This window comes from Nocardia sp. NPDC050697, from assembly GCF_040654395.1.
Taxonomy (GTDB): Bacteria; Actinomycetota; Actinomycetes; order Mycobacteriales; family Mycobacteriaceae; genus Nocardia.
On record NZ_JBFAHY010000009.1, the window covers coordinates 37,866 to 56,662 of the forward strand.

Annotated in this window: 17 protein-coding genes; 8 read left to right on the forward strand and 9 right to left on the reverse strand. The window is 74.4% G+C overall.

Annotated features, from left to right (window positions below; all coding sequences use genetic code 11):
- Positions 1 to 8: 8 nt before the first annotated feature.
- Positions 9 to 971, reverse strand: a complete 963-nt coding sequence (locus tag AB0H71_RS27225) for a hypothetical protein (protein ID WP_357026440.1) — start codon at positions 969 to 971, stop codon at positions 9 to 11.
- A 367-nt stretch (positions 972 to 1,338) separates the two neighbouring features.
- Here AB0H71_RS27225 and AB0H71_RS27230 point away from each other — a divergent pair, with 367 nt between their 5' ends.
- Positions 1,339 to 3,342 carry a hypothetical protein gene (locus tag AB0H71_RS27230; protein WP_357026442.1) on the forward strand — a complete coding sequence of 668 codons (2,004 nt, stop codon included), beginning with the start codon at positions 1,339 to 1,341 and terminating at the stop codon, positions 3,340 to 3,342.
- Here AB0H71_RS27230 and AB0H71_RS27235 read toward each other — a convergent pair whose 3' ends face one another.
- Together AB0H71_RS27235 and AB0H71_RS27240 are read right to left on the reverse strand one after the other, a co-directional pair.
- Positions 3,343 to 4,329, reverse strand: coding sequence for a LysR family transcriptional regulator (locus tag AB0H71_RS27235; RefSeq protein ID WP_357026444.1), 987 nt, complete (start codon positions 4,327 to 4,329; stop codon positions 3,343 to 3,345).
- Positions 4,330 to 4,389: 60 nt separating this feature from the next.
- Positions 4,390 to 5,979 carry an NAD(P)/FAD-dependent oxidoreductase gene (locus AB0H71_RS27240; RefSeq protein ID WP_357026446.1) on the reverse strand — a complete coding sequence of 530 codons (1,590 nt, stop codon included), beginning with the start codon at positions 5,977 to 5,979 and terminating at the stop codon, positions 4,390 to 4,392.
- An 18-nt stretch (positions 5,980 to 5,997) separates the two neighbouring features.
- On the opposite strand from AB0H71_RS27240, the gene AB0H71_RS27245 reads away from it, so the two are divergent.
- Positions 5,998 to 6,537 (forward strand): GNAT family N-acetyltransferase, encoded by a 540-nt coding sequence (locus AB0H71_RS27245; RefSeq protein ID WP_357026448.1) that lies wholly within the window; start codon positions 5,998 to 6,000, stop codon positions 6,535 to 6,537.
- Positions 6,538 to 6,594: 57 nt separating this feature from the next.
- Here the strand turns inward: AB0H71_RS27245 and AB0H71_RS27250 are convergent, their stop codons facing one another.
- Positions 6,595 to 7,368, reverse strand: a complete 774-nt coding sequence (locus tag AB0H71_RS27250) for an alpha/beta hydrolase (RefSeq protein WP_357026450.1) — start codon at positions 7,366 to 7,368, stop codon at positions 6,595 to 6,597.
- Between the two features lie 25 nt (positions 7,369 to 7,393).
- Positions 7,394 to 8,413 carry a cell division protein ZapE gene (zapE, locus tag AB0H71_RS27255; protein ID WP_357026452.1) on the reverse strand — a complete coding sequence of 340 codons (1,020 nt, stop codon included), beginning with the start codon at positions 8,411 to 8,413 and terminating at the stop codon, positions 7,394 to 7,396.
- A 35-nt stretch (positions 8,414 to 8,448) separates the two neighbouring features.
- On the opposite strand from zapE, the gene AB0H71_RS27260 reads away from it, so the two are divergent.
- From AB0H71_RS27260 to msrB, 4 genes are all read left to right on the forward strand, one after another.
- The gene (locus AB0H71_RS27260; RefSeq protein ID WP_357026454.1) at positions 8,449 to 9,210 is read left to right on the forward strand and encodes a pyrimidine reductase family protein; all 762 of its coding nucleotides are present in this window, start codon (positions 8,449 to 8,451) and stop codon (positions 9,208 to 9,210) included.
- A 194-nt stretch (positions 9,211 to 9,404) separates the two neighbouring features.
- Complete coding sequence (locus AB0H71_RS27265) at positions 9,405 to 10,970, forward strand: alpha/beta hydrolase (protein ID WP_357026456.1); 1,566 nt, start codon at positions 9,405 to 9,407, stop codon at positions 10,968 to 10,970.
- A gap of 70 nt (positions 10,971 to 11,040) precedes the next feature.
- Positions 11,041 to 12,402, forward strand: coding sequence for a glycosyltransferase family 87 protein (locus tag AB0H71_RS27270; protein ID WP_357026458.1), 1,362 nt, complete (start codon positions 11,041 to 11,043; stop codon positions 12,400 to 12,402).
- Between the two features lie 42 nt (positions 12,403 to 12,444).
- Entirely contained in the window at positions 12,445 to 12,891 is a 447-nt protein-coding gene (gene msrB / locus AB0H71_RS27275; protein WP_357026460.1) for a peptide-methionine (R)-S-oxide reductase MsrB, read from the forward strand.
- 88 nt (positions 12,892 to 12,979) lie between these two features.
- Here the strand turns inward: msrB and hemQ are convergent, their stop codons facing one another.
- Complete coding sequence (gene hemQ / locus AB0H71_RS27280; protein WP_357026462.1) at positions 12,980 to 13,675, reverse strand: hydrogen peroxide-dependent heme synthase; 696 nt, start codon at positions 13,673 to 13,675, stop codon at positions 12,980 to 12,982.
- Entirely contained in the window at positions 13,627 to 14,262 is a 636-nt protein-coding gene (locus AB0H71_RS27285; protein WP_357026464.1) for a TetR/AcrR family transcriptional regulator, read from the reverse strand. Before AB0H71_RS27285 ends, hemQ begins: the two co-directional genes overlap by 49 nt.
- Before the next feature lie 190 nt (positions 14,263 to 14,452).
- On the opposite strand from AB0H71_RS27285, the gene AB0H71_RS27290 reads away from it, so the two are divergent.
- Entirely contained in the window at positions 14,453 to 15,673 is a 1,221-nt protein-coding gene (locus AB0H71_RS27290; protein ID WP_357026466.1) for a cytochrome P450, read from the forward strand.
- Between the two features lie 4 nt (positions 15,674 to 15,677).
- Here the strand turns inward: AB0H71_RS27290 and AB0H71_RS27295 are convergent, their stop codons facing one another.
- Complete coding sequence (locus AB0H71_RS27295) at positions 15,678 to 17,024, reverse strand: protoporphyrinogen oxidase (protein WP_357026468.1); 1,347 nt, start codon at positions 17,022 to 17,024, stop codon at positions 15,678 to 15,680.
- A 14-nt stretch (positions 17,025 to 17,038) separates the two neighbouring features.
- Positions 17,039 to 18,103 (reverse strand): uroporphyrinogen decarboxylase, encoded by a 1,065-nt coding sequence (gene hemE / locus AB0H71_RS27300; protein ID WP_357026470.1) that lies wholly within the window; start codon positions 18,101 to 18,103, stop codon positions 17,039 to 17,041.
- Between the two features lie 55 nt (positions 18,104 to 18,158).
- On the opposite strand from hemE, the gene AB0H71_RS27305 reads away from it, so the two are divergent.
- Positions 18,159 to 18,797 (forward strand): DUF3000 domain-containing protein, encoded by a 639-nt coding sequence (locus AB0H71_RS27305; protein ID WP_357026472.1) that lies wholly within the window; start codon positions 18,159 to 18,161, stop codon positions 18,795 to 18,797.

Genomic DNA, 18,797 nt, shown 5'->3' on the forward strand with positions numbered 1-18,797 from the left:
CCGAGCGCTCAGCGCACCACCACGGCGGCGGCGATGAAGGTGACGATGAGCATCATGGCGCAGCAGGTGATGAGCTGCCAGTGGTTCACCGTCTGGCTCACCGTCTTCAGCTGGGCGCGCAGGCTGTCGGTGCGCCGGATGTGGTCGGCGATGGTGCGCTGGGCGCGCGCGAGCTCGTCGGCGCGCTCCTCCTGCGTCTCCTCGGCCCGCTCCAGCCGGGTGTGCAGCTTGACGATCTGCTTCTGCTTGTCCCGCACCGTCTGCCTGGAGACCGCCAGTGCGGTGCGCTGATCGACCAGTTCCCGGCGCTGGCGGGCGATGATCGCCGCCTGCGTCCTGGTGTGGTGCTCCCAGTCGCTCACCGTCGCCCACCCTCCCGTCGAGATGTCCCGATAACCCCACACGATGTCGCCGTCGACCCAGCCCGCCAGGAAGTCGCGCAGCTCGTACGGCTCCTGCCTGGCCGCGACCACGGCCGAGCAGGCGGTGTCGAACATGCCGCTCTCGATCTCGTAGTCGCAGGCGGGCGGGGCGAAGTCGCGGATGCCGAGCGCGGGCAGGTGCGCCACCCAGAAGCCGGGCGGGCAGAGCCACAGCACACCGGCCAGCCCGGCATCGCGCAGCCGCTGGGTGTGCTGCAGCGCGAGCGTGCAGTCCAGCGGGCCGCTGCGCACCTCGATCGCGAAGCGGCGCTCGCCGATCCGCCAGTACACGTCCACCGGGACGCCGTCGACGCGGTGGCCGACCTCGGCCTCGTCCGCGCCGAGCGCGAGCAGCCTGCCGCGCAGCCAGTACTTGAAGCGCTCCAGATTCCACTGGTTGCGGGTGCAGTCCGGGCAGCGGCAGCCGTACCCGAGCCGCTCGCCGGCGGCGCGGCGCGGGCCGTTGGAGATGCCGAGCTCGGCCAGCAGCGCGCGCCGTCCACAGGACGGCGCTTCCACCCGCTGCTCGCTGCGCACCACTTCGACCACACCCCTAAGCCTGCGATCCACGCGGGCAGGGCCACCCGCGCTCACTACCAGGGTGCTCCCTCGAGGGTGCATCCCGCCACTCCCCTCCGCACCCGCGGCCGGGCGCGCCGCGGCCGCGGCGGGATGATCAATGTTGTACCGCAAGGGATTCGAACCGGCACGGTACGGCACGCCGGGGGGATCCGGGCGAGAACGGTATTCCGCTCTGGGTACGGTACTCGGGAAACGCACTGCTACAGCGGGTTTCGGCGTTCCGCCGGAGCGCGGAGGCGGAGTTTGCTTCGCCTGCCGAACGGCATCGTAACCACACCGTTAGAATCTCCCCGGCCGCGCGCTCAGCCGGACCGATCGGGGAAGAAGGTAGTGGATGGAGCACGTCGAGGACGGCGCCGAGTCGATCGGCGCGATGCTGTCCGATATCGCGGAGTCCCTCCGGGAGGTGAGCCGGAAGCTGGACCTGGTCGCCGCCCGCGTCGATGTGCCGCTGCCCGTTCCGGTTCCCGCCGACGACCGTGATGTCGCGACGCGGCTCGCCACGATCGAGGCGTGGGCCTTCCGCACCGATCGGGATGTCGCCGATCTGGGGCGGCGGCTGGACACGCTGCAGAGCGTCGCCGACGCGCCCGGCACCGGGCGGCGGCACGCGGCCGAGCCGGGGCCGGGCGCGGCGGCGGAGGCGCCGTCCGGCGGGCGTCGGGCCGCCGAGGACGGCGCCGGGTTCCGGGTAGCGGAAGCGGCGCGGCCGGGACGCCGGGCCGCGGACGAGAGCGCCGGGCATCGCGCGGCCGATGCGGACGACCCCGCCTCCCGTCCCGGTGCCGCACCCACCGGGCGGCGGCGCGTGGAGGACCTCGACACCGGCGCCGTCGGGCAGCAGGCGACAGAGCCGACGAGGCGGGGGCGGCGTGCGGCCGCCGATGCGGAGGCGGGCGAGCAGGCGGGCCCGCCCGCCCGCCTCGGCAGGCGCGCCGCGGAGGACAGCACCCCGCTTCCCGGCGAGACGTCGGGGCCGGGCGCCGAGCGGCCGGTCGAGGAGGGCCGGAGCGCGGTGCCCCCACGACGGCGCGCGGCCGAGCGCGATCCGCTCCGGGCCGAACTCGGCTCCGGCGCCCGCGATGACTCGGACAACACCGAGGGGCTCGGGCGACGCTTCGCCGACGAGGGCCCCGCGATGAACGGACAGGCGCCCGCGACCGGACGGCGCTCCGCGGACCGGAACGGCAGCGCCGAGGTGGGCCCCCATCCGGCGAGCGCCCACCTGCCCGAGTCGAACGGGGCAGCCCCGGCGCCCGCGCCCGAGGCACCGCGGCGCCGCGCGGCGGAGCACGATGAACCGGCCCGCGCGGCGGAGGACACTGCCGAGGGCCACCGGACCGCCGCGGACTCCGCGACCGAGCGTCCCGCGAGCGCGTACGGCCCGAGCGCACGGGGCCCGCAACCCGGCGCGACCCCCGAGCTACCCGCGGAGACCGCCGCCCCGCGGGTCCCCCGCCCCCGCTACGCGGCGGGCTCGTCCCGGCAGCGCATCGCGGAGGCCCGCGCGGAGTCCGCGAGCAGGCTCTCGGCGGAGCAGGGCGAGACCGGCACGGCGGACCGGGAAGCTCGGCCGGCCCCGGCGGACCAGGGGGTACGGCCCGCCCCGGTGCGGCGGGTGGAGAACCCGGCCGAGACGGCCGTCTCGGCCCGGCTCTCCGGCGACCCGGGCGGCACCCCCGCCGTGCACAGCCTGCCCGCCCGGCTCGCCACCCCGGACGAGCCCGAGCCGTCCACCGACGACGAACCCGCGGGCCCCAACCTGCGCGCGGCGGTCGAGGCCCGCCGCGCCTCCGGCCGCCTGCCGCAGCGTGGAACGGCCCCCTCCCCGACCCCGCCGGGCGCCACCCCGAACCAAACCACGCCCTCCCCGGAGCGCACCGAGCTCACCCGCCCGGACGAACCGGAGCGGTGGAGCGGCCCGCGCCGCAACGGCAGCTCGCTCGGGCTCGGCGAGACCGTCGCCGCCGCCTACGACCAGGGCCTGCGCGACGGCTTCACGGGCCAGCAGGACGGCTACCGGCAGGCGCCGGCCGCCGGCTACCCGCTGGACGAGACCGGCGACGACTTCGCCCCGTTCGCGGACCGGCAGACCCCGGACGCGCACACCGAGCAGGTCGGCCGCCCCGGCCTCACCTCGGGCGCGGCCGAGCGCCCCGGCTCCGCCGAGCCCGCCGTCGACCGCTCCGCCTACGCCGACTTCGGCAACGGCTTCACCGGCGCGACCGCCGAGGAGACCGCGCACGCCGACAAGGTGCAGGCCATGCTGGACGAGCTCAAGCGCACCGCCGCCGCCATGCCGTTCGGCCCGCCGACCGGGGAGCCGGACCCGCGGTAGTCAGGCGATGCGCTCGGCGGCGTCGTGCGCGGCGCCGGTGATCGCCTTGGCGACGGCCCCGCGCAGCCGCCGCGGCCTGGCCTCGGGCACCTGCTGCGCCCGCAGCAGCCGCTCGACCAGGTCGCGCAGCCAGCGGTGCCCCTCGTCGGCGGTGTGCCTGGGATGCCAGGCCAGGCCGATCGGCACCTCGGGCAGCGGCAGCGGGATCTCGAAGGCGCGCAGCCCGAGCGGGCCGAGCAGCGAGGTCACCGCGGCGGCGGGGGCCGGGCAGACCGCGTCGCCGCCGCGCACCGCGAGCAGCGCGGTGGTGAGGTCGGGGACGGTGCCGATCACCCGGCGGGTGCGGCCGTGCAGCGCGAGCCGGTCGTCGATGGCGCCGCGCACCCGGCCCTGCCTGCTCACGCTCAGGTGCGCGGCGGCGGCGTAGGCGGCGACCGTCACCGGCTCGGTGACCAGCGGGTGGTCGGCGGCCGCGACCCCGATCAGCCGGTCGCCGTAGAGCCGCCGCAGCACCGTCTCCGGGTCGCTGCGCTCGATCACCCCGGCCTGCAGGTCGGTGCGGCCGTCGCGGAGCGCGCGCGGATCGTCCTCCGCGCTCGCCACCAGGTTCAGCGTGACGCCGGGCGCCTCGCGGCGGACCGCGGCCAGCAGCGGGCCGGTGAGCTCCGGCCGGACCTCGTCGCCCGCGCGCACCGCGAAGCCGCGGCGCAGCGTGCCCGCGTCGAAGGCCGGGCGCGGCGTCAGCAGCCCGCGCCCCTGCTCGACCAGCCCGTGCACCTGGTGCCGCAGCTCCAGCGCGCGCGGGGTGGGGACGAGGGCGCGGCCGGAGCGGACGAGCAGCGGATCGCCGAGCACCTGCCGCAGCCGCGCCAGGGTGCGGCTCATGGCGGGTACCGAGGTCTGCATCCGCTCGGCGGCCAGCGTGACGCTGTTGGTCTCCAGCAGCGCGTCCAGGGCCACCAGCAGGTTCATGTCCAGCCGGTCCACTCTCGAATTATCCCCGTATCCCGGCCGCTACCGGCGCGTTGCCACGCCGGTCGTTACCCGTCAGTGTTGAACGGCGGCCACCTGGTCGACCGGGCGCGGCTGGGTGTTCAGCTCCGGCTTGGGCGCGCCGATGACCTTCAGGTCGTCCGGGGTGACCGGGCGGAACCACTGGGCGAAGCGCAGCCGCGCCGGGAACTCCGCGTGCAGGTCGGCGAGGAGCTCGTCGATGTGGTGCACGCCGAACGGCCCGGCCTCGGTGCCGTGCGTGCCGCCGCCGGTGCGCTCGGCGAGCCAGCTCAGCCGCTCGTCCAGCGCCTCGCCCATGGCGGTGGGGCCGGGCAGGTCGAGGCGGTGGGTGAGCAGCGCGGCGGTCCAGTGCGCGCCGGCCTCGGCGGCGAGCGCGCTGAGCGCCGAGCCGCCGTACCCGGCGAAGCTCAGCCGCGGCACGGTGGGCGGCAGGATCTGCCGGTAGAGCCGGAAGTTGCCCGCGTCGTCGGTGAGCTGGCGCTGCACGAACGGCGTCAGGAATGGCACCCGCTGCTGGTACCCGGTGGCGCAGATGACCAGGTCGGCGGGGATGGTCTGGCCGTCCGAGAGGTGCGCGACCGGCACCTTCTCGGCGCCGAGCGCCTCGATCACGGTATCCCGCACCACGGTGAGCCGCCCGGCCCAGACCTGCTCGGTGAAGCCGTCGACGGCGAGGTCGACGGTGCCGTGCGCGACGGTGCCGAAGGGCTCCTCCGGCACCAGCTCCAGCTCGCGCAGGTGCAGGCTGCGAATGGTGCGCTCCTGGATGAGGTCCAGGTTGCTGTCGCGCACCGAGCGGCCGGGGCCGTTCAGGAACTTCTCCGGGCGGCGCTGCCGCTGGTAGCCGAAGTGGCTTTCGCCGAAGCGGCTCTGCAGCAGCCGCTCGGCGTCCAGGAAGCGGCCCGCCCGGCGCGCCAGCTTCCAGCGCAGCCTGCGGGCGACGACGGTGGTGGAGGCGGCGACGTGGCTGACCGCCTCGGCGATCTCGCAGGCGGCGGTGCCGTAGCCGACCACGACGACGTTCCGGCCGCGCGCCGCCGCCAGGTCGGAGAGCAGCGAGCTGTGCCCCATCTGGCCGCCCGCGCGGGCGAAGTCGGCGCTGCCGGTGAACTCGGGCACCCGGGGGTCGGAGTGCACGCCGTTGGCGATGATCAGGTGGTCACAGGAGGTGCGGTGCACGCCGGTGCCGTCGCGCACCTCGAGCAGCCAGCCGCTGTCCACCGGGTCGGCCGCGACCACCTCGGTGTTCAGCCGCAGCGCGTGCCCCAGGTCGAAGCGGCGCACGTAGCTCTCCAGGTAGGACTGCATCTGTGCGCCGTCGAGGCGGTCCGGGAAGTCGTCGGGCATCGGAAGGTCGGAGAACCGGTACGTACGGCTGCTGCTCTGGGCACGCAACCCGGGGTAACGGCGAGTAGCGCTCCACACGCCACCGACATCCGGCGCCCGATCGAAGACCTCGACCGGAAAACCCTCCTGTCTCAGCACTTTCGCGCAGGCCAAACCCGCTATTCCGGCGCCGACGATCGCGACACGGCTCCTGCTGGTCATGCGGCAGAGACTACCGGCTCGCCCGGACCCGCACGGCGCGGCGGCCAGGAAAGCGAGATCGGACAATCCCGCCACCCGTGATTCACTGGACGGATGAGTGAAACGACGCTCGTCGTCGGCCCCGCCGGGCTGTGGGACGCGGAGGCGCTCGGCGCCGTCGCCGCGGCCACGTTTGCGCTGGCCTGCCCGCCGGGGACCACCCCGGAGGACGTCGAGGGCTTCCTCGCCGCGATGCTCTCCGCGGAGCGTTTCGGCGAGTACCTCGGCGACCCGGACCGGATCGTGCTGCGCGCCGCCGAGGACGGCGAGATCGTCGGCTACGCCATGCTGCACGTCGGCACGCCGGAGGATCCGGCCATCGCGCGCGCGGTCGAGCTGGACGCCCCGGCCGAGCTGAGCAAGATGTACGTGCTGCCCGGCAGGCACGGCAGCGGCGTCGCCGACGCGCTCATGCGGGCCGCGCTCGAGCACGCCGCCGCGGCGGGCGCGGACGGGATCTGGCTCGGCGTGAACCAGCACAACGAGCGCGCGCAGCGCTTCTACGCCCGCAGCGGGTTCGAGCGCTGCGGCACCAAGACCTTCCGGGTGGGGGCGCAGCTGCACGACGACTACGTCATGCGGCTGCGCTTCTAGCGGCCCGGCTGCTCGGACACGGACGCGCCGCGCGGGGAGGTCACCGCCGCGATCCGCTCACCCCGCCTCGACCCGTTCGGCGGCCAGGAAATCGACCAGCGCCCGGTGGAACTCCGGCGCGGTGACGGCCATCAGGTGGTCACCGGGGACGGTGATCAAGCGGGCGTCCGGGAGCGCGGCGGCCAGCCGCTCGGGCTCCGCGGCGAGCGGGTCGGTGTCACCGGCGAGGACGAGCACGGGGAGCGTGAGGTCGGCGAGGTCGCCGATGGGGCGCTCGTCGAGCCCGGTCATGACCGCGGCCATGGCGGCCCGGTCGGCGCGCACGGCATCGGCGAGCAGCCGGAAGGGCCGGGCCCGGAGGGTGGCACCGCTGCCGTCGCCGTCCATGGCGGCGCGCAGGTCGTCGGCGGCGACCACCCGGCGGTCGACGCCGCCGCAGTCGACCACGCCGGAGCCGACGCCGCCGATGGCCAGCCGGCGCACCCGCGGGTCGTCCCCGGCCACCAGCAGCGAGACCACCGCGCCCATGGAGTAGCCGACCTGGTCGAATTGCTCGCCGCCGAGCTCGTCGTAGAGCGCGCGGACGTCGCGGGCCATGGCCTGCCAGGAGTAGGCGGCGGGCTCGTGCGGCTTGGCCGAGCGGCCGTGGCCGCGGGCGTCCAGCGAGACCACGGGGCGGCCGGTCGCGCGCAGCGCGTTCACCACGCCGGTGCCCATCCAGTTGGCGTTGGTGTCGGCGACGACGCCGTGCTGCAGCACGATCGGGATGCCGTCGCCCTCCCAGACGCGATAGCTGAGTTCCAGGCCGTCCCAGGTGCTGAAGGTGGTCATGCCCGCGATGGTAGGCGGACCCGGGTCAGCTGGTCGGCACCTCGAAGCGGGAGAGCGCGAGCAGGCGGGAAATGGCGCGCAGGTACTTCTTGCGGTAGCCGCCCTCCAGCATGTCGGCGGCGAAGATCTGGTCCAGCTTGGCGCCGGAGACGGTGACCGGGGTGCCCGCGTCGTAGAGCCGGTCGGCCAGCACCACCACGCGCAGCGCGACGGCCTGGTCGGTCACCGGGGCGACGTTCTCCAGGAAGACCGCGGAGACCCCGGCGATCAGCGCGCCGTACTTGGAGGGGTGCAGGGTGGCGAGGTGCGCGAGCAGCGCGTCGAACTCGTCCAGGGTGGCGTCCGGGGTGGCGGCGGCGCGCTCGCGCAGTGCCTCGGGGGTGCTCGGCTCGGGGGCGGGCGGCAGGTCGCGGTGCCGGTAGTCGGGGCCGTCCACCCGGACCGCCTCGAAGATCGAGCCGAGCTTCTTGATCTCGCGCAGGAAGTCCTGGGCGGCGAAGCGGCCCTCGCCGAGCTGGCCGGGCAGCGTATTGGAGGTGGCGGCGATCGAGACGCCGGCCGCGGAGAGCTCGGTGAGCAGCCGGGAGACCAGCATGGTGTCGCCGGGGTCGTCGAGCTCGAACTCGTCGATGCAGAGCACGCTGTTGCCGGAGAGCCGCTCGACGGTGGTGGCGAAGCCGAGCGCGCCGACCAGGTTGGTCACCTCGCCGAAGGTGCCGAAGGATTTCGGCGCGGGCGCGCTGTGGAAGACCGAGGCGAGCAGGTGCGTCTTGCCGACGCCGAAGCCGCCGTCCAGATACAGCCCGGCGCCGCTCACCTGCTTCTTCTTGCCGAAGAGCGATTTCTTGCTCGCCGCCTTGGTGATCCGCGCGACCTCGCCCGCGAACTCCTCCGCCTTGCGCACCGCGGCGGCCTGGCTGGGCTCGTTCGGGTCCGGGATGTAGGAGGAGAAACTCACCTCGTCGAACATGGGCGGCGGCACCATCTGGGCGACGAGCTGGTCGGCCGGGACCTCCGGGTGGCGGTCGACGAGGCGTGCTGGCATGGACGAAGCCTAGAGATGTGGTGTGAGCTGTCCCTATGCAGCGTACGCACAATGCGATCCAGCTCACAGCGCTCGACGACGACGAGCTGGCGCAGCTCTACGCCTACCCCCGCCAGCTGGACGCGCCGTGGGTGCGGGCGAACTTCGTCTCCAGTATCGACGGCGCCGCGACCAGCGGCGGAGTCTCCGGCGGGCTCGGCACCCCGGCCGATCGCCGGGTCTTCGGGACCCTGCGCGAGCTGGCCGATGTGGTGCTGGTCGGCGCGGGCACGGTGCGGGCGGAGAACTACGGCGGCGCGGCCACCGATCCGGAGCGGCGGCGGGCGCTGGCCGCGCTCGGCTACGGTGGCGCCGCCGACGGCGCGCCACCGCCGATCGCGGTGGTGACGGCGAGCGCGTCGCTGGATCCGGAGTCGCGGCTGCTCACCGACACCGATGTGCCGCCGATCGTGCTCACCACCGCCTCGGCGCCCCCGGACCGGGTGGCGGCGCTGATCGCGGCCGGGGCGACGGTGGTCGAGGTGGGGACCAACGCCATCACCCCGCGCGGGCTGCTGGACGCGCTGGCCGGGCTCGGGCTGTACCGGGTGCTCTGCGAGGGCGGGCCGCACCTGGTCGGCGAGCTGATCGACGCGGACGTGCTGGACGAGCTGTGCCTGACGACCGCGCCGGTCCTGGTCGGCGGAGCGGGCGGGCGAATCGCGCTGTCCCCCCACGAATCCGCGCACCCCATGGTGCGCAGACACGTGCTGCTCGACGACGACGGAACCGTGCTCACCCGGTGGGCCCGCCGCTGACCCCGGGCGCCGGAATCGCGCCGCACGCCGACCCGTCCGAGGTCACGGCCGGTTCGGCGGACGCGGCGTCGCTACCCCGGCCCGCCGCCCGCACCCCGGCCCTGCCGACGCCACGCCGGGGGCGAGCCCCCTGCGGGCCCGCCGGTGAAACCCCGTTCGTGAAAGAACCGCCGGTATGCGGCAGGCTGTACCGCATGCGCTGGACCCGGGCCGCCGTGCTTGCCACCTCCCTGACGTTCGTGCTCGCCGGTTGCGGTGCGGGGCCGTCGGATCGGCCGGGCGTCGCCGTCGAGCACCCGGTGGCGCCCGGCGGCGGGGCCGGTACCTCCGCCGCGCCGCCCGCCCCGCCGCGGGCCGGGAAGCCGGTCACCGATCTGGCCTGGTCGGACTGCACCCGCGGCACCTTCGACCAGCTCGGCCTCGGCGCCCCGCCGAACGGCGTCATCCTGGAGTGCGCCGAGTACTCCACCCCGATCGACACCGCGGGCACCGTGATCGGCAACTTCCGCAACGGCGCGGTGCGCGCCCGGCTGCCGCAGACCCCGGCGGACGCGGCGCCGCTGGTCCTCACCTCCGGCGCCGACCGCGCCTCCTCGGCCACGCTCGCCGGGATGGCGGCCGGGCCGCCGAACGGCATCCTGGCCACCCGCCCGATCGTCGCGGTGGACCGGCGCGGCATCGGCACCTCGCAGCCGGTGGACTGCCTGCCGCCCGAGGTGCGCCAGGGCTTCGCCGACAATGCCCAGTTCGCCGCGCTCGGCGACGCCGCCGCCCAGGCGGAGGCGCTGGTCGAGTTCAGCCAGGACGGCACCATCGCCTGCCGGGACTTCCTGCAGCCCTACGAGAACACCTTCGACGCCGGCCACGCCGCCGACGACATCGAGCAGCTGCGCAAGGAGTGGCAGGTCGACCACATCGACCTGCTCGGCACCGGCAACGGCGCCGAGGTCGCGATCGGCTACGCCCGCAAGTTCGGCGACCACCTCGCCCGGCTGGTGCTCGACTCCCCCACCAGCCTCGGCGCCGACGCCACCACCGTGGCCGAGCAGCGCACGCAGGGCGCGGAGGCCGCGCTCACCGCCTTCGCGCAGCGCTGCGCCGCGCTCGGCTGCGCGCTCGGCCCCGACCCGAGGGCCGCGATCACCGACCTGGTGAACCGGGCCGCGGCGGGCCAGCTCGGCGATCTCTCCGCGAACGCCGTCACCACCGCGCTCACCGGCTTCCTCGGCAGCCCGCGCGCCGACCAGCCCGACCGGGTGCCGGAGCTGGCCGACGCGCTCGCCGCCGCCGGGCGCGGCAACCGCGGCCCGCTGCTCGCGCTCGTCCAGCGGCAGTCGGCGGCCATCGCCAACGACGGCGAGTTCGTGAACCGCTGCGCCGACGTCCACCAGCCGCCGTCGCAGAGCCGGGCCGCCGAGCTCGCCGGGGACTGGGCCGGCAAATATCCGGTGTTCGGCCGGACGGCCGCGCTGGGGCTGCTCACCTGCTCCGCCTGGCCGGTCGGCTCGCCCACCCCGCCGATCGCCGACTTCGCGCTCCCGGTGCTGGTGCTGGACGGTGCCGCCGACCCGGTGGCGGGCGGCGTCGGGCAGGCCGCGGTGACCGGCGCGCTGGCCGGTGCGGGCGCCCGCACCGCGGTGCTGCGCTGGCAGGGCTGGGGGCATCCGGTGACCGCGCACTCCGGCTGCGGGCAGCGCGCGGTGGTGGAGTACCTGAACGAGGCCCGGCTGCCGCAGGACGGCTCGGCCTGCCCCGCCTGACCCGGGCGTAAGCCGCCGCCGGGCCGGTCCCGGCAACCACCGCGGCCGGGTTCCGGTGTACCGTGCCCGGGTGCTCCTTCGACAGCTCGAGCCACGCACGGCTCGCACCACCGCCGAGGTGATCCGGTTCGCCCTGTGGCCGCTGGCGGTCATGACGGTGCTGCACCGGGTCTTCATCAAGGCTGTCAACGGATTCGTCACCGACGACTACCGGCCGGTGTACAACGCGTCGTTCCAGTTTCTCAACGGCAACCCCGTTTACACGGCCAACTTCGACTCCGTCGATCCGCACTACCTGTACCCGCCGAGCGGCACGCTGCTGATCGCCCCGATCGCCATCATCGACTACGAGAAGTCGCGCTGGCTGTTCATCCTGCTGAACGCGGTCGCGATCCTGATCGCCTGGTACCTGCTGCTCAAGCTCTTCCGCTACACCGTGAACTCGGTGGCCGCGCCGGCGCTGCTGCTGGCCATGTTCGCCTCCGAGACCGTGATCAACACGCTGGTCTTCACCAATGTGAACGGCTGCCTGCTCCTCGGCGAGCTGGTCTTCCTGCACCTGCTGCTCGCCCGCCGCGACCTCTGGGCGGGCGCGGTGCTCGGCTTGACGATCGCGGTGAAACCGACGCTCGCGCCGCTGCTGCTGATAGCCGCGGCGCGCGGGCAGTGGAAGGTCTTCCTCACCGGCTGCGGCGTCCCGCTGGCGCTGACCGCCGCGGCCTGGCCGCTCATGGTGGACCCGGAGCGGTTCTTCACCCGGGTCACGCCGTACCTCATGGAGACCCGCGACTACTTCAACAGCGCGATCTCCGGCAATGCCGCCTACTACGGGTTGCCGCCGTGGCTCACGCTGAGTATCCGGATCGTCATGGCGCTGATCGTGCTCGGCTCGCTCTGGCTGCTCTACCGGTACTACCGCGAGGACGAGCTGTTCTTCGTCTGCACCGCCTCCGGCGTGCTGCTCACCGCGGAGTTCCTGCTCACCTCGCTGGGCCAGATGTACTACTCGATGATGCTCTTCCCGTTCCTCATGACGGTGGTGCTGCGCAACTCGGTGCTGCGCAACTGGCCGGCCTGGCTCGCCATCTTCGGCTTCCTGAGCTACGACAAGTGGCTCTCGGACCGCTGGCAGGACGTCGGGCGCAACCTGGAGTACCTGCGCATCACCTTCGGCTGGGGGCTGCTGCTGCTCGTCGTGTTCTGCGTGCTCGGCGACCGGTACCTGGCGGCGCGCGCCGCCGGGACGCTGGACAAGGGGCTCGACCAGGACTGGATGCGCACCGCGCCGGATCCGCGCGGGCCGGTCGAGGATGCTGAGCCCGCCGGCGCCGCGCCGAAGCCGGCAGCCGGGATCCCCGCCGCGAACGGCTCCGCCGCCACGGCCGAGCCCACTCCCCCCACCGCCGAGGTGCCCGCGGGCCATCGCCCCTGACCGCCGGAGGCGCGCCGAGCGGCACGCGATTAACCTCGAAGCATGACCGATGCCGAGACGTCGCTACCTGCTCCGCGTATCCAGCTCACCCCGCAGGAGTGGCGGAGCAAGCTGAACCCCGCCGAATTCGCGGTGCTCCGCGAGGCCGCCACCGAGCGGCCCTTCGTCGGCGAGTACACCGACACCAAGACCGAGGGCGTCTACTCCTGCCGCGCCTGCGGCACCGAACTCTTCCGCAGCACCGAGAAGTTCGACTCGCACTGCGGCTGGCCCTCGTTCTTCGACCCGGCCGATTCGGACGCCGTGATCCTGCGCGCCGACGACACGCTCGGCATGCGCCGGGTCGAAGTGCTGTGCGCGACCTGCCACAGCCACCTCGGCCACGTGTTCGAGGGCGAGGGATACAACACGCCCACCGACAAGCGCTACTGCATCAACTCCATCGCCCTGACGCTGCACCCCTCGGACAGCAGCGGCCCGGCACGCTGAATCGACGCGGCGCCGACCGAAGGGTACCGAGCGGTCCGCGTGCCGCGCATGCCCCGGAAACCCTGGGCACCGGGACTGGGACGCGGGGTCAGGGCAGCGACGCGACCAGTGCGTCCAGCTCGACCCGGGGGCCGGTGTAGAAAGGGATCTCCTCGCGGACGTGCAGCCGGGCCTCGGTGGCGCGCAGGTCGCGCATGAGGTCGACGATGCGGTGCAGCTCGGGGGCCTCGAAGGCGAGGATCCACTCGTAGTCGCCGAGCGCGAAGGAGCTGACGGTGTTGGCGCGCACGTCGGCGTAGCCGCGGGCCTGCTTGCCGTGGTCGGCGAGCATCTTGCGGCGCTCCTCGTCCGGGAGCAGGTACCACTCGTAGGAGCGCACGAACGGGTAGACGCAGATGTAGGCGCCGGGCTCCTCCCCGGCCAGGAAGGCCGGGATGTGGCTCTTGTTGAACTCGGCCGGGCGGTGCAGCGCGACATTGCTCCACACCGGGGTGCTGGCCTTGCCCAGCTCGGTGGTGCGGCGGAAGTCGGCGTAGACGGCCTGCAGGTCCTCGACCCGCTCGGCGTGCGTCCAGAGCATGAAATCGGCGTCGGCGCGCAGGCCGGAGACGTCGTAGATGCCGCGGAGCACCACCTCGCGGTCGTCCAGGCCCTCGAAGAAGGCGGTGGCCTGCTTCAGGGCGGCCTCGCGGTCGTCTCCCAGGACGCCGGGGCGCACCTGGAACACGGAGAACATCAGGTACCTGACGGTGGCGTTGAGGGCCTGGTAATCGAGTCGTGCCATGGGTCCATGGTGCCACTCCGGCCGGGCCCGGCGGTACGGGCGGGTGGGGTGAGGCCGGGGGCGACGTAGCGGCGGATCAGCTCGCGTTCGGCGTCCTCGTCCGGCAGCGGCCAGTGCGCCAGGGACATGACCACCCGCACCACCCAGTGCGCGGCGCCCGGCTCCTCGTCGGTGATGCCGGTGAGCTCCGCCGCCAGCCGGCCGAGCAGCGGCGAGGCGTGCATGTCGCCGAGGCCGAGCGCGTTGGCGTCGAGCAGCATCGGCCGCAGCGGACTGGCCCGGATCTCCGCGAGCGCGACGCTGATCGCGGTGACCACCCGATCGGCGCCGCCCAGCCCCGCGACGGCTGCGCGGACGGTCTCGACGATGCCGGCGGCGAGCCGCAGCAGCACGGCGTCGCGGATCTGCGCCTTGCCGCCCGCGTACCGATAGATGGTGGCGCGGGAGCAGTGCACCCGGGCGGCGAGGGTTTCGATATCGAGGCCGTCGATGCCGCGGGCGATGATCAGCTCCGCGGCCGCGGCGTGGATGCGCTCGGCCGCCGCCGCCCGCCTGCTGTCGCCGACCACCCAGTCGTCCCGGACCACCGCCCACCTCCGTTCGGTACCGCGCTCGCGAGAATTCTCGAATCCGAGACGTCACCCGCTCCGCGTCTCACGATTCTCGCAGGCGGCGGCGGCCATCGTGAGACGCTGCCCGCAGCGGCCGGTGGCGCCTCGATTTCAGCTTTTCCGCAGGTCGTTGACGCGGCGGGCGGCCGCGGATCACGGTGGAGCGATGACCCCGCCCGACGATGGCCTCGGCCTCGCGCTCTTCGAGGAGCGCTATATCCAGGACCCGTACCCGCTCTACGCACGCATGCACCGGGCGGGCCCGGTGCACCGGATCGCGGACTCCGGTTTCTACGCGGTGAGCGGGTGGGACGCGGTCGGCGAGGCGATCGCCCGCCGCGACGTCTTCTCCTCCAACCTGACCGCCACGATGATGTCCGGGCCGGACGGGGCGGTCACCGCGTTCCCGGTCGGCGAACTCGGCGGCCCCACCCAGGCGCTGGCGACCGCGGACGCCCCGGCGCACCCGGTGCATCGCCGCACGCTGCTTCCGCATCTGGCCGCCACGCGGGTGGCGGCCTGCGAACCGTTCATCACCGAGACCGCCGAGCGGCTCTGGCGCCGCGGCACCCGCGGCGACGGCATCGAGTGGATGTCCGCGCTGGCCGGCGCCCTGCCGATGATGGTCGTCGCCCGCATCATCGGCGTGCCGGACGACGACGTCGCCGCCCTGACCCGCTGGGGGTACGCCGCGACCCAGGTGGTCGAGGGGCTGGTGGACGCGGAGCGGATGCGGGAGGCCGTCGCCGCCGTCCTGGAACTCGCCGCCTACGTCACCGACCGGTTCCGCGAGGCCGCCGCAGCGCCGCGGCCCGACCTGCTCGGCGATCTCGCCACGGCCTGCGCCGCGGGCGAACTGGACGACCCGGTGGCGCTGGCCATCATGATCACGCTGTTCAGCGCCGGTGGCGAATCCACCGCCTCGCTGCTCGGCACCGCGGCCTGGATTCTGGCCACCCGGCCGGACCTGCAGCGGCAGCTCCGGGAGCGGCCGGAGCTGCTCGGTGCCTTCATCGAGGAGACGCTGCGCTACGAACCGCCGTTCCGCGGTCATTACCGGCACGTGGTCGCCGACACCGAGCTGAGCGGGGTGCCGCTGCGGGCGGGGTCGCGGCTCTTCCTGCTGTGGGGCGCGGCCAACCGGGACCCCGCGCACTTCGCCGACCCGGGCGAATTCCGGCTCGACCGGCCCGCGGCGAAGAACCACCTGAGCTTCGGCCGGGGGCCGCACTTCTGCGTCGGCGCGGCGCTGGCCCGGCTGGAGGCGCGGATCGTGCTCGGCGCCCTGCTGGCGCGCACCACCTCGTTCCGCGCCGCCGACACCGGCGCGTGGCTGCCGAGCCTGCTGGTCCGCCGCCTGCGCCACCTGCGGCTGAGTGTCGAGTGACCGGCTAGACCAGGACGGCGGCCGCGCGCCGCGCGGCGGCGGTACCCGCGGCGACGCAGGCCGGGACGCCGACGCCGTGCAGGTAGGCGCCCGCGACCGCGAGGCCGGGAAGGCCGGCGATCCCGGACTCCAGCACGGCGATCCGCTCGGTGTGGCGGGGGGCGTACTGGGCGAGCCCGCCGGGCCAGCGCTGCACGGCGAACTGCTCCACCTCGACCGCCACCCCGGTGACGACCCGCAGGTCCTCGACGGCGGCGGTGACGAGCTCCCCGTCGGTCCAGGAGAGCGGTCCGGGGTCGCCGAATCGGCCGAAGGAGGCGCGGACCAGCGCGCCGCCGCGCGCGGCGAGGTGCGGCCACTTCCGGCTGGAGAGGGTGAACGCCTTGGCGCGCAGCCCTTCGCCGGTGGCGATCAGCACGCCGGAGTTCTCCGGCAGCGGGGTGTCACCGGGCAGTGCGAGAGCGACCACGACGGACGAGGACAGCTCGATCGCCCCGGCGGCGGCGCTCGCCTCGGGGGCGACGGCGGCGAGGAGCCGCGCGGTGACCGGCGCGGGGGTCGCGAGGACGACGGCGTCCACCTCGCCGATGGGGTCGAGCGCCCATCCGTGCTCGGTGCGGGCCAGCGAACGCACCGCGGCGCCGGTGCGAATATCGGCCCCCGCCCGCGCGGCCAGGGCGTCCAGCAGCACCCGGTACCCGTCCCGCAGGCCGCCGAAGACCGGCGCGGTGGAGGGCGGCGGCAGCACGGACTTCACCGCCGCGGTGAGGCTCGCGGCCCCCCTGTCCAGCGCGGCCGCCAGGGTGGGCAGCGCCGCGCGCACCCCGATGGACCGGGAACTCCCCGCGTACACCCCGCCGAGCAGCGGGTCCACCGACCGCTCCGCCACCTGCGCCCCGAACCGCTCGGCCACCAGCGAGTACACGTCGATATCGCCGCCGACGGCCCACTCCAGCGGCCGCTCCGGCTCGGACGCGACCCACTCCAGCGCCGCCGCGTCCACGAGCCCGTGCAGGGTCTCCACGTCGGACGGAATCCCCATCAGCGTCCGCTCGGGCAGCGCGTGCGCGCGCCCACCGGCCCACACCAGCGGCCGCAGCCCGGACGGCGTCACCAGCTGGTCCGCCAGCCCGAGCTCGCCGAGCAGCGCGGGCACCTCCGGCCGCCGCCCGACGAACGCCTCCGCCCCGAGATCGACCGGCCCGCCGCCCAATTCACCGGTGTGCAGCACGCCGCCCGCGCGCGGGCTCGCCTCGAGCACGGTGATCCGCGCCTCCGGGCCGAGCAGCCCGCGCAGCCGGTAGGCCGCCACCAGCCCACTGATGCCGCCACCGGCCACCGCGATCCTCATGGCCTCGACGGTACTCAGAGTTCGTGCACCAGCTGTACCAGCGCGGTGAGCACGCCCGGGTCGGTGTCCGGCAGCACGCCGTGGCCGAGGTTGAAGATGTGCCCGGTGGCGCCGAGCGCCCTGGCGGCGTCGGCCTCGTCCAGGATCCGCCTGGTCTGCGCGGCGGCGGCGTCGTACCCGGCGAAGAGCACGGCCGGGTCCAAATTGCCCTGCAGCCCCTTGCCGGGGCCGACCCGGCGCGCCGCCTCGTCCAGCGGCACCCGCCAGTCCACCCCGACCACGTCGGCGCCTGCCTCGCCCATGGCGCCGAGCAGCTCGCCGGTGCCGACGCCGAAGTGGATGCGCGGCAGCCCGCTCTCGGCCAGCTCGGCGAAGACCCGCTCGGAGTGCGGCAGCACGTAGCGGCGGTAGTCGGCGGCGGAGAGCGCGCCCGCCCAGGAGTCGAAGAGCTGCAGCGCGTCCACCCCGGCCTCGATCTGCGCGCGCAGGAAGGCGATGGTGACGTCGGTGAGCAGCCCGAGCAGCGCGTGCCAGGTCTCCGGGTCGGCGTACATCATCGCCTTGGTGCGCTCGTGGTGCTTGGAGGGCCCGCCCTCCACCAGGTAGGAGGCGAGCGTGAAGGGCGCGCCGGCGAAGCCGATCAGCGGGGTGTCGCCGAGCGCGGCGGTGAGCAGCCGGACGCCCTCGCTCACCGCGCCCACCTCCTCCGGCCGCAGCCGCGGCAACGCCCGCACGTCGGCGACGGTGCGCACCGGCTGCGCGACGACCGGGCCGACGCCGGGCACGATATCCAGGTCGATACCGGCCGCCTTGAGCGGAACCACGATGTCGGAGAAGAGGATCGCGGCGTCGACGCCGTGCCTGCGCACCGGCTGCATGGTGATCTCGCAGACCAGTTCCGGGTCGAAGCAGGACTCGAGCATGCCGATGCCCTTGCGCAGCTCCCGGTACTCGGGCAGCGAGCGGCCGGCCTGGCGCATGAACCAGACGGGTCTGCGGCTCGGCTCGGCGCCGGTCGCGGCGGCCAGGAAGGGGGCATCGGACAACCGGCGGCGGGTGTGCGTACTCATCACCGCCATCGTAGGCGGCGCGCCTCCGCCCGCGGTGAAACGTCACCGTCTACCGTCGGTCGGTGTGACACCGCTCGACTTCCGCGAGGGCGCCGCACCGGCCGACGAGCCACACGGCGAACCCGCTTCCTTTCGCGCCGCGGTCGAGGCGATGGGGTCCGCAACCGTGCATCCTCGGATCGAACTGGCGCCCATTCGCCCGCCGCAGCGGCTGGCGCCGTACTCCTACGCGCTCGGCGCCGAGGTGACGCACCCCGACGCCGCCGCCGTCCCCACCGACTCCGAGGGCGACGCCTTCGGCAGGCTGATCCTGCTGCACGACCCGGAGGGCGACGAGACCTGGCACGGGACGTTCCGGCTGGTGGCCTACATCCAGGCCGATATCGACGCCTCGCTCGCCACCGACCCGCTGCTCCCCGAGGTGGCCTGGAGCTGGCTGGTGGACGCGCTGGAATCCCGGCCCGATCCCTTCACCGCGCTCGGCGGCACCGTGACGAGCACCAGCTCGGTGCGGTACGGCGATATCGCCGGGCCGCCGCGGGCGCACCAGCTGGAGCTGCGCGCCTCCTGGACCGCGGTCACCGCCGAGATGCGCGGCCACGTGGAGGCCTTCTGCGAGGTACTGGCCTACTCCGCGGGGCTGCCACCGGCGGGGATCACGAGTTTGCCACCGCAGCCGCACATCGATCACGAACGGACCTGA

Excerpts from the sequence above, each read along its gene's own strand:
- AB0H71_RS27230 (WP_357026442.1), top strand. The coding sequence starts at position 1,339 with ATGGAGCACGTCGAGGACGGCGCCGAGTCGATCGGCGCGATGCTGTCC.
- AB0H71_RS27245 (WP_357026448.1), top strand. The coding sequence starts at position 5,998 with ATGAGTGAAACGACGCTCGTCGTCGGCCCCGCCGGGCTGTGGGACGCG.
- AB0H71_RS27250 (WP_357026450.1), bottom strand. The coding sequence starts at position 7,368 with ATGACCACCTTCAGCACCTGGGACGGCCTGGAACTCAGCTATCGCGTC.
- zapE (WP_357026452.1), bottom strand. The coding sequence starts at position 8,413 with ATGCCAGCACGCCTCGTCGACCGCCACCCGGAGGTCCCGGCCGACCAG.
- AB0H71_RS27260 (WP_357026454.1), top strand. The coding sequence starts at position 8,449 with ATGCAGCGTACGCACAATGCGATCCAGCTCACAGCGCTCGACGACGAC.
- AB0H71_RS27265 (WP_357026456.1), top strand. The coding sequence starts at position 9,405 with ATGCGCTGGACCCGGGCCGCCGTGCTTGCCACCTCCCTGACGTTCGTG.
- msrB (WP_357026460.1), top strand. The coding sequence starts at position 12,445 with ATGACCGATGCCGAGACGTCGCTACCTGCTCCGCGTATCCAGCTCACC.
- hemQ (WP_357026462.1), bottom strand. The coding sequence starts at position 13,675 with ATGGCACGACTCGATTACCAGGCCCTCAACGCCACCGTCAGGTACCTG.
- AB0H71_RS27290 (WP_357026466.1), top strand. The coding sequence starts at position 14,453 with ATGACCCCGCCCGACGATGGCCTCGGCCTCGCGCTCTTCGAGGAGCGC.
- AB0H71_RS27295 (WP_357026468.1), bottom strand. The coding sequence starts at position 17,024 with ATGAGGATCGCGGTGGCCGGTGGCGGCATCAGTGGGCTGGTGGCGGCC.
- hemE (WP_357026470.1), bottom strand. The coding sequence starts at position 18,103 with ATGGCGGTGATGAGTACGCACACCCGCCGCCGGTTGTCCGATGCCCCC.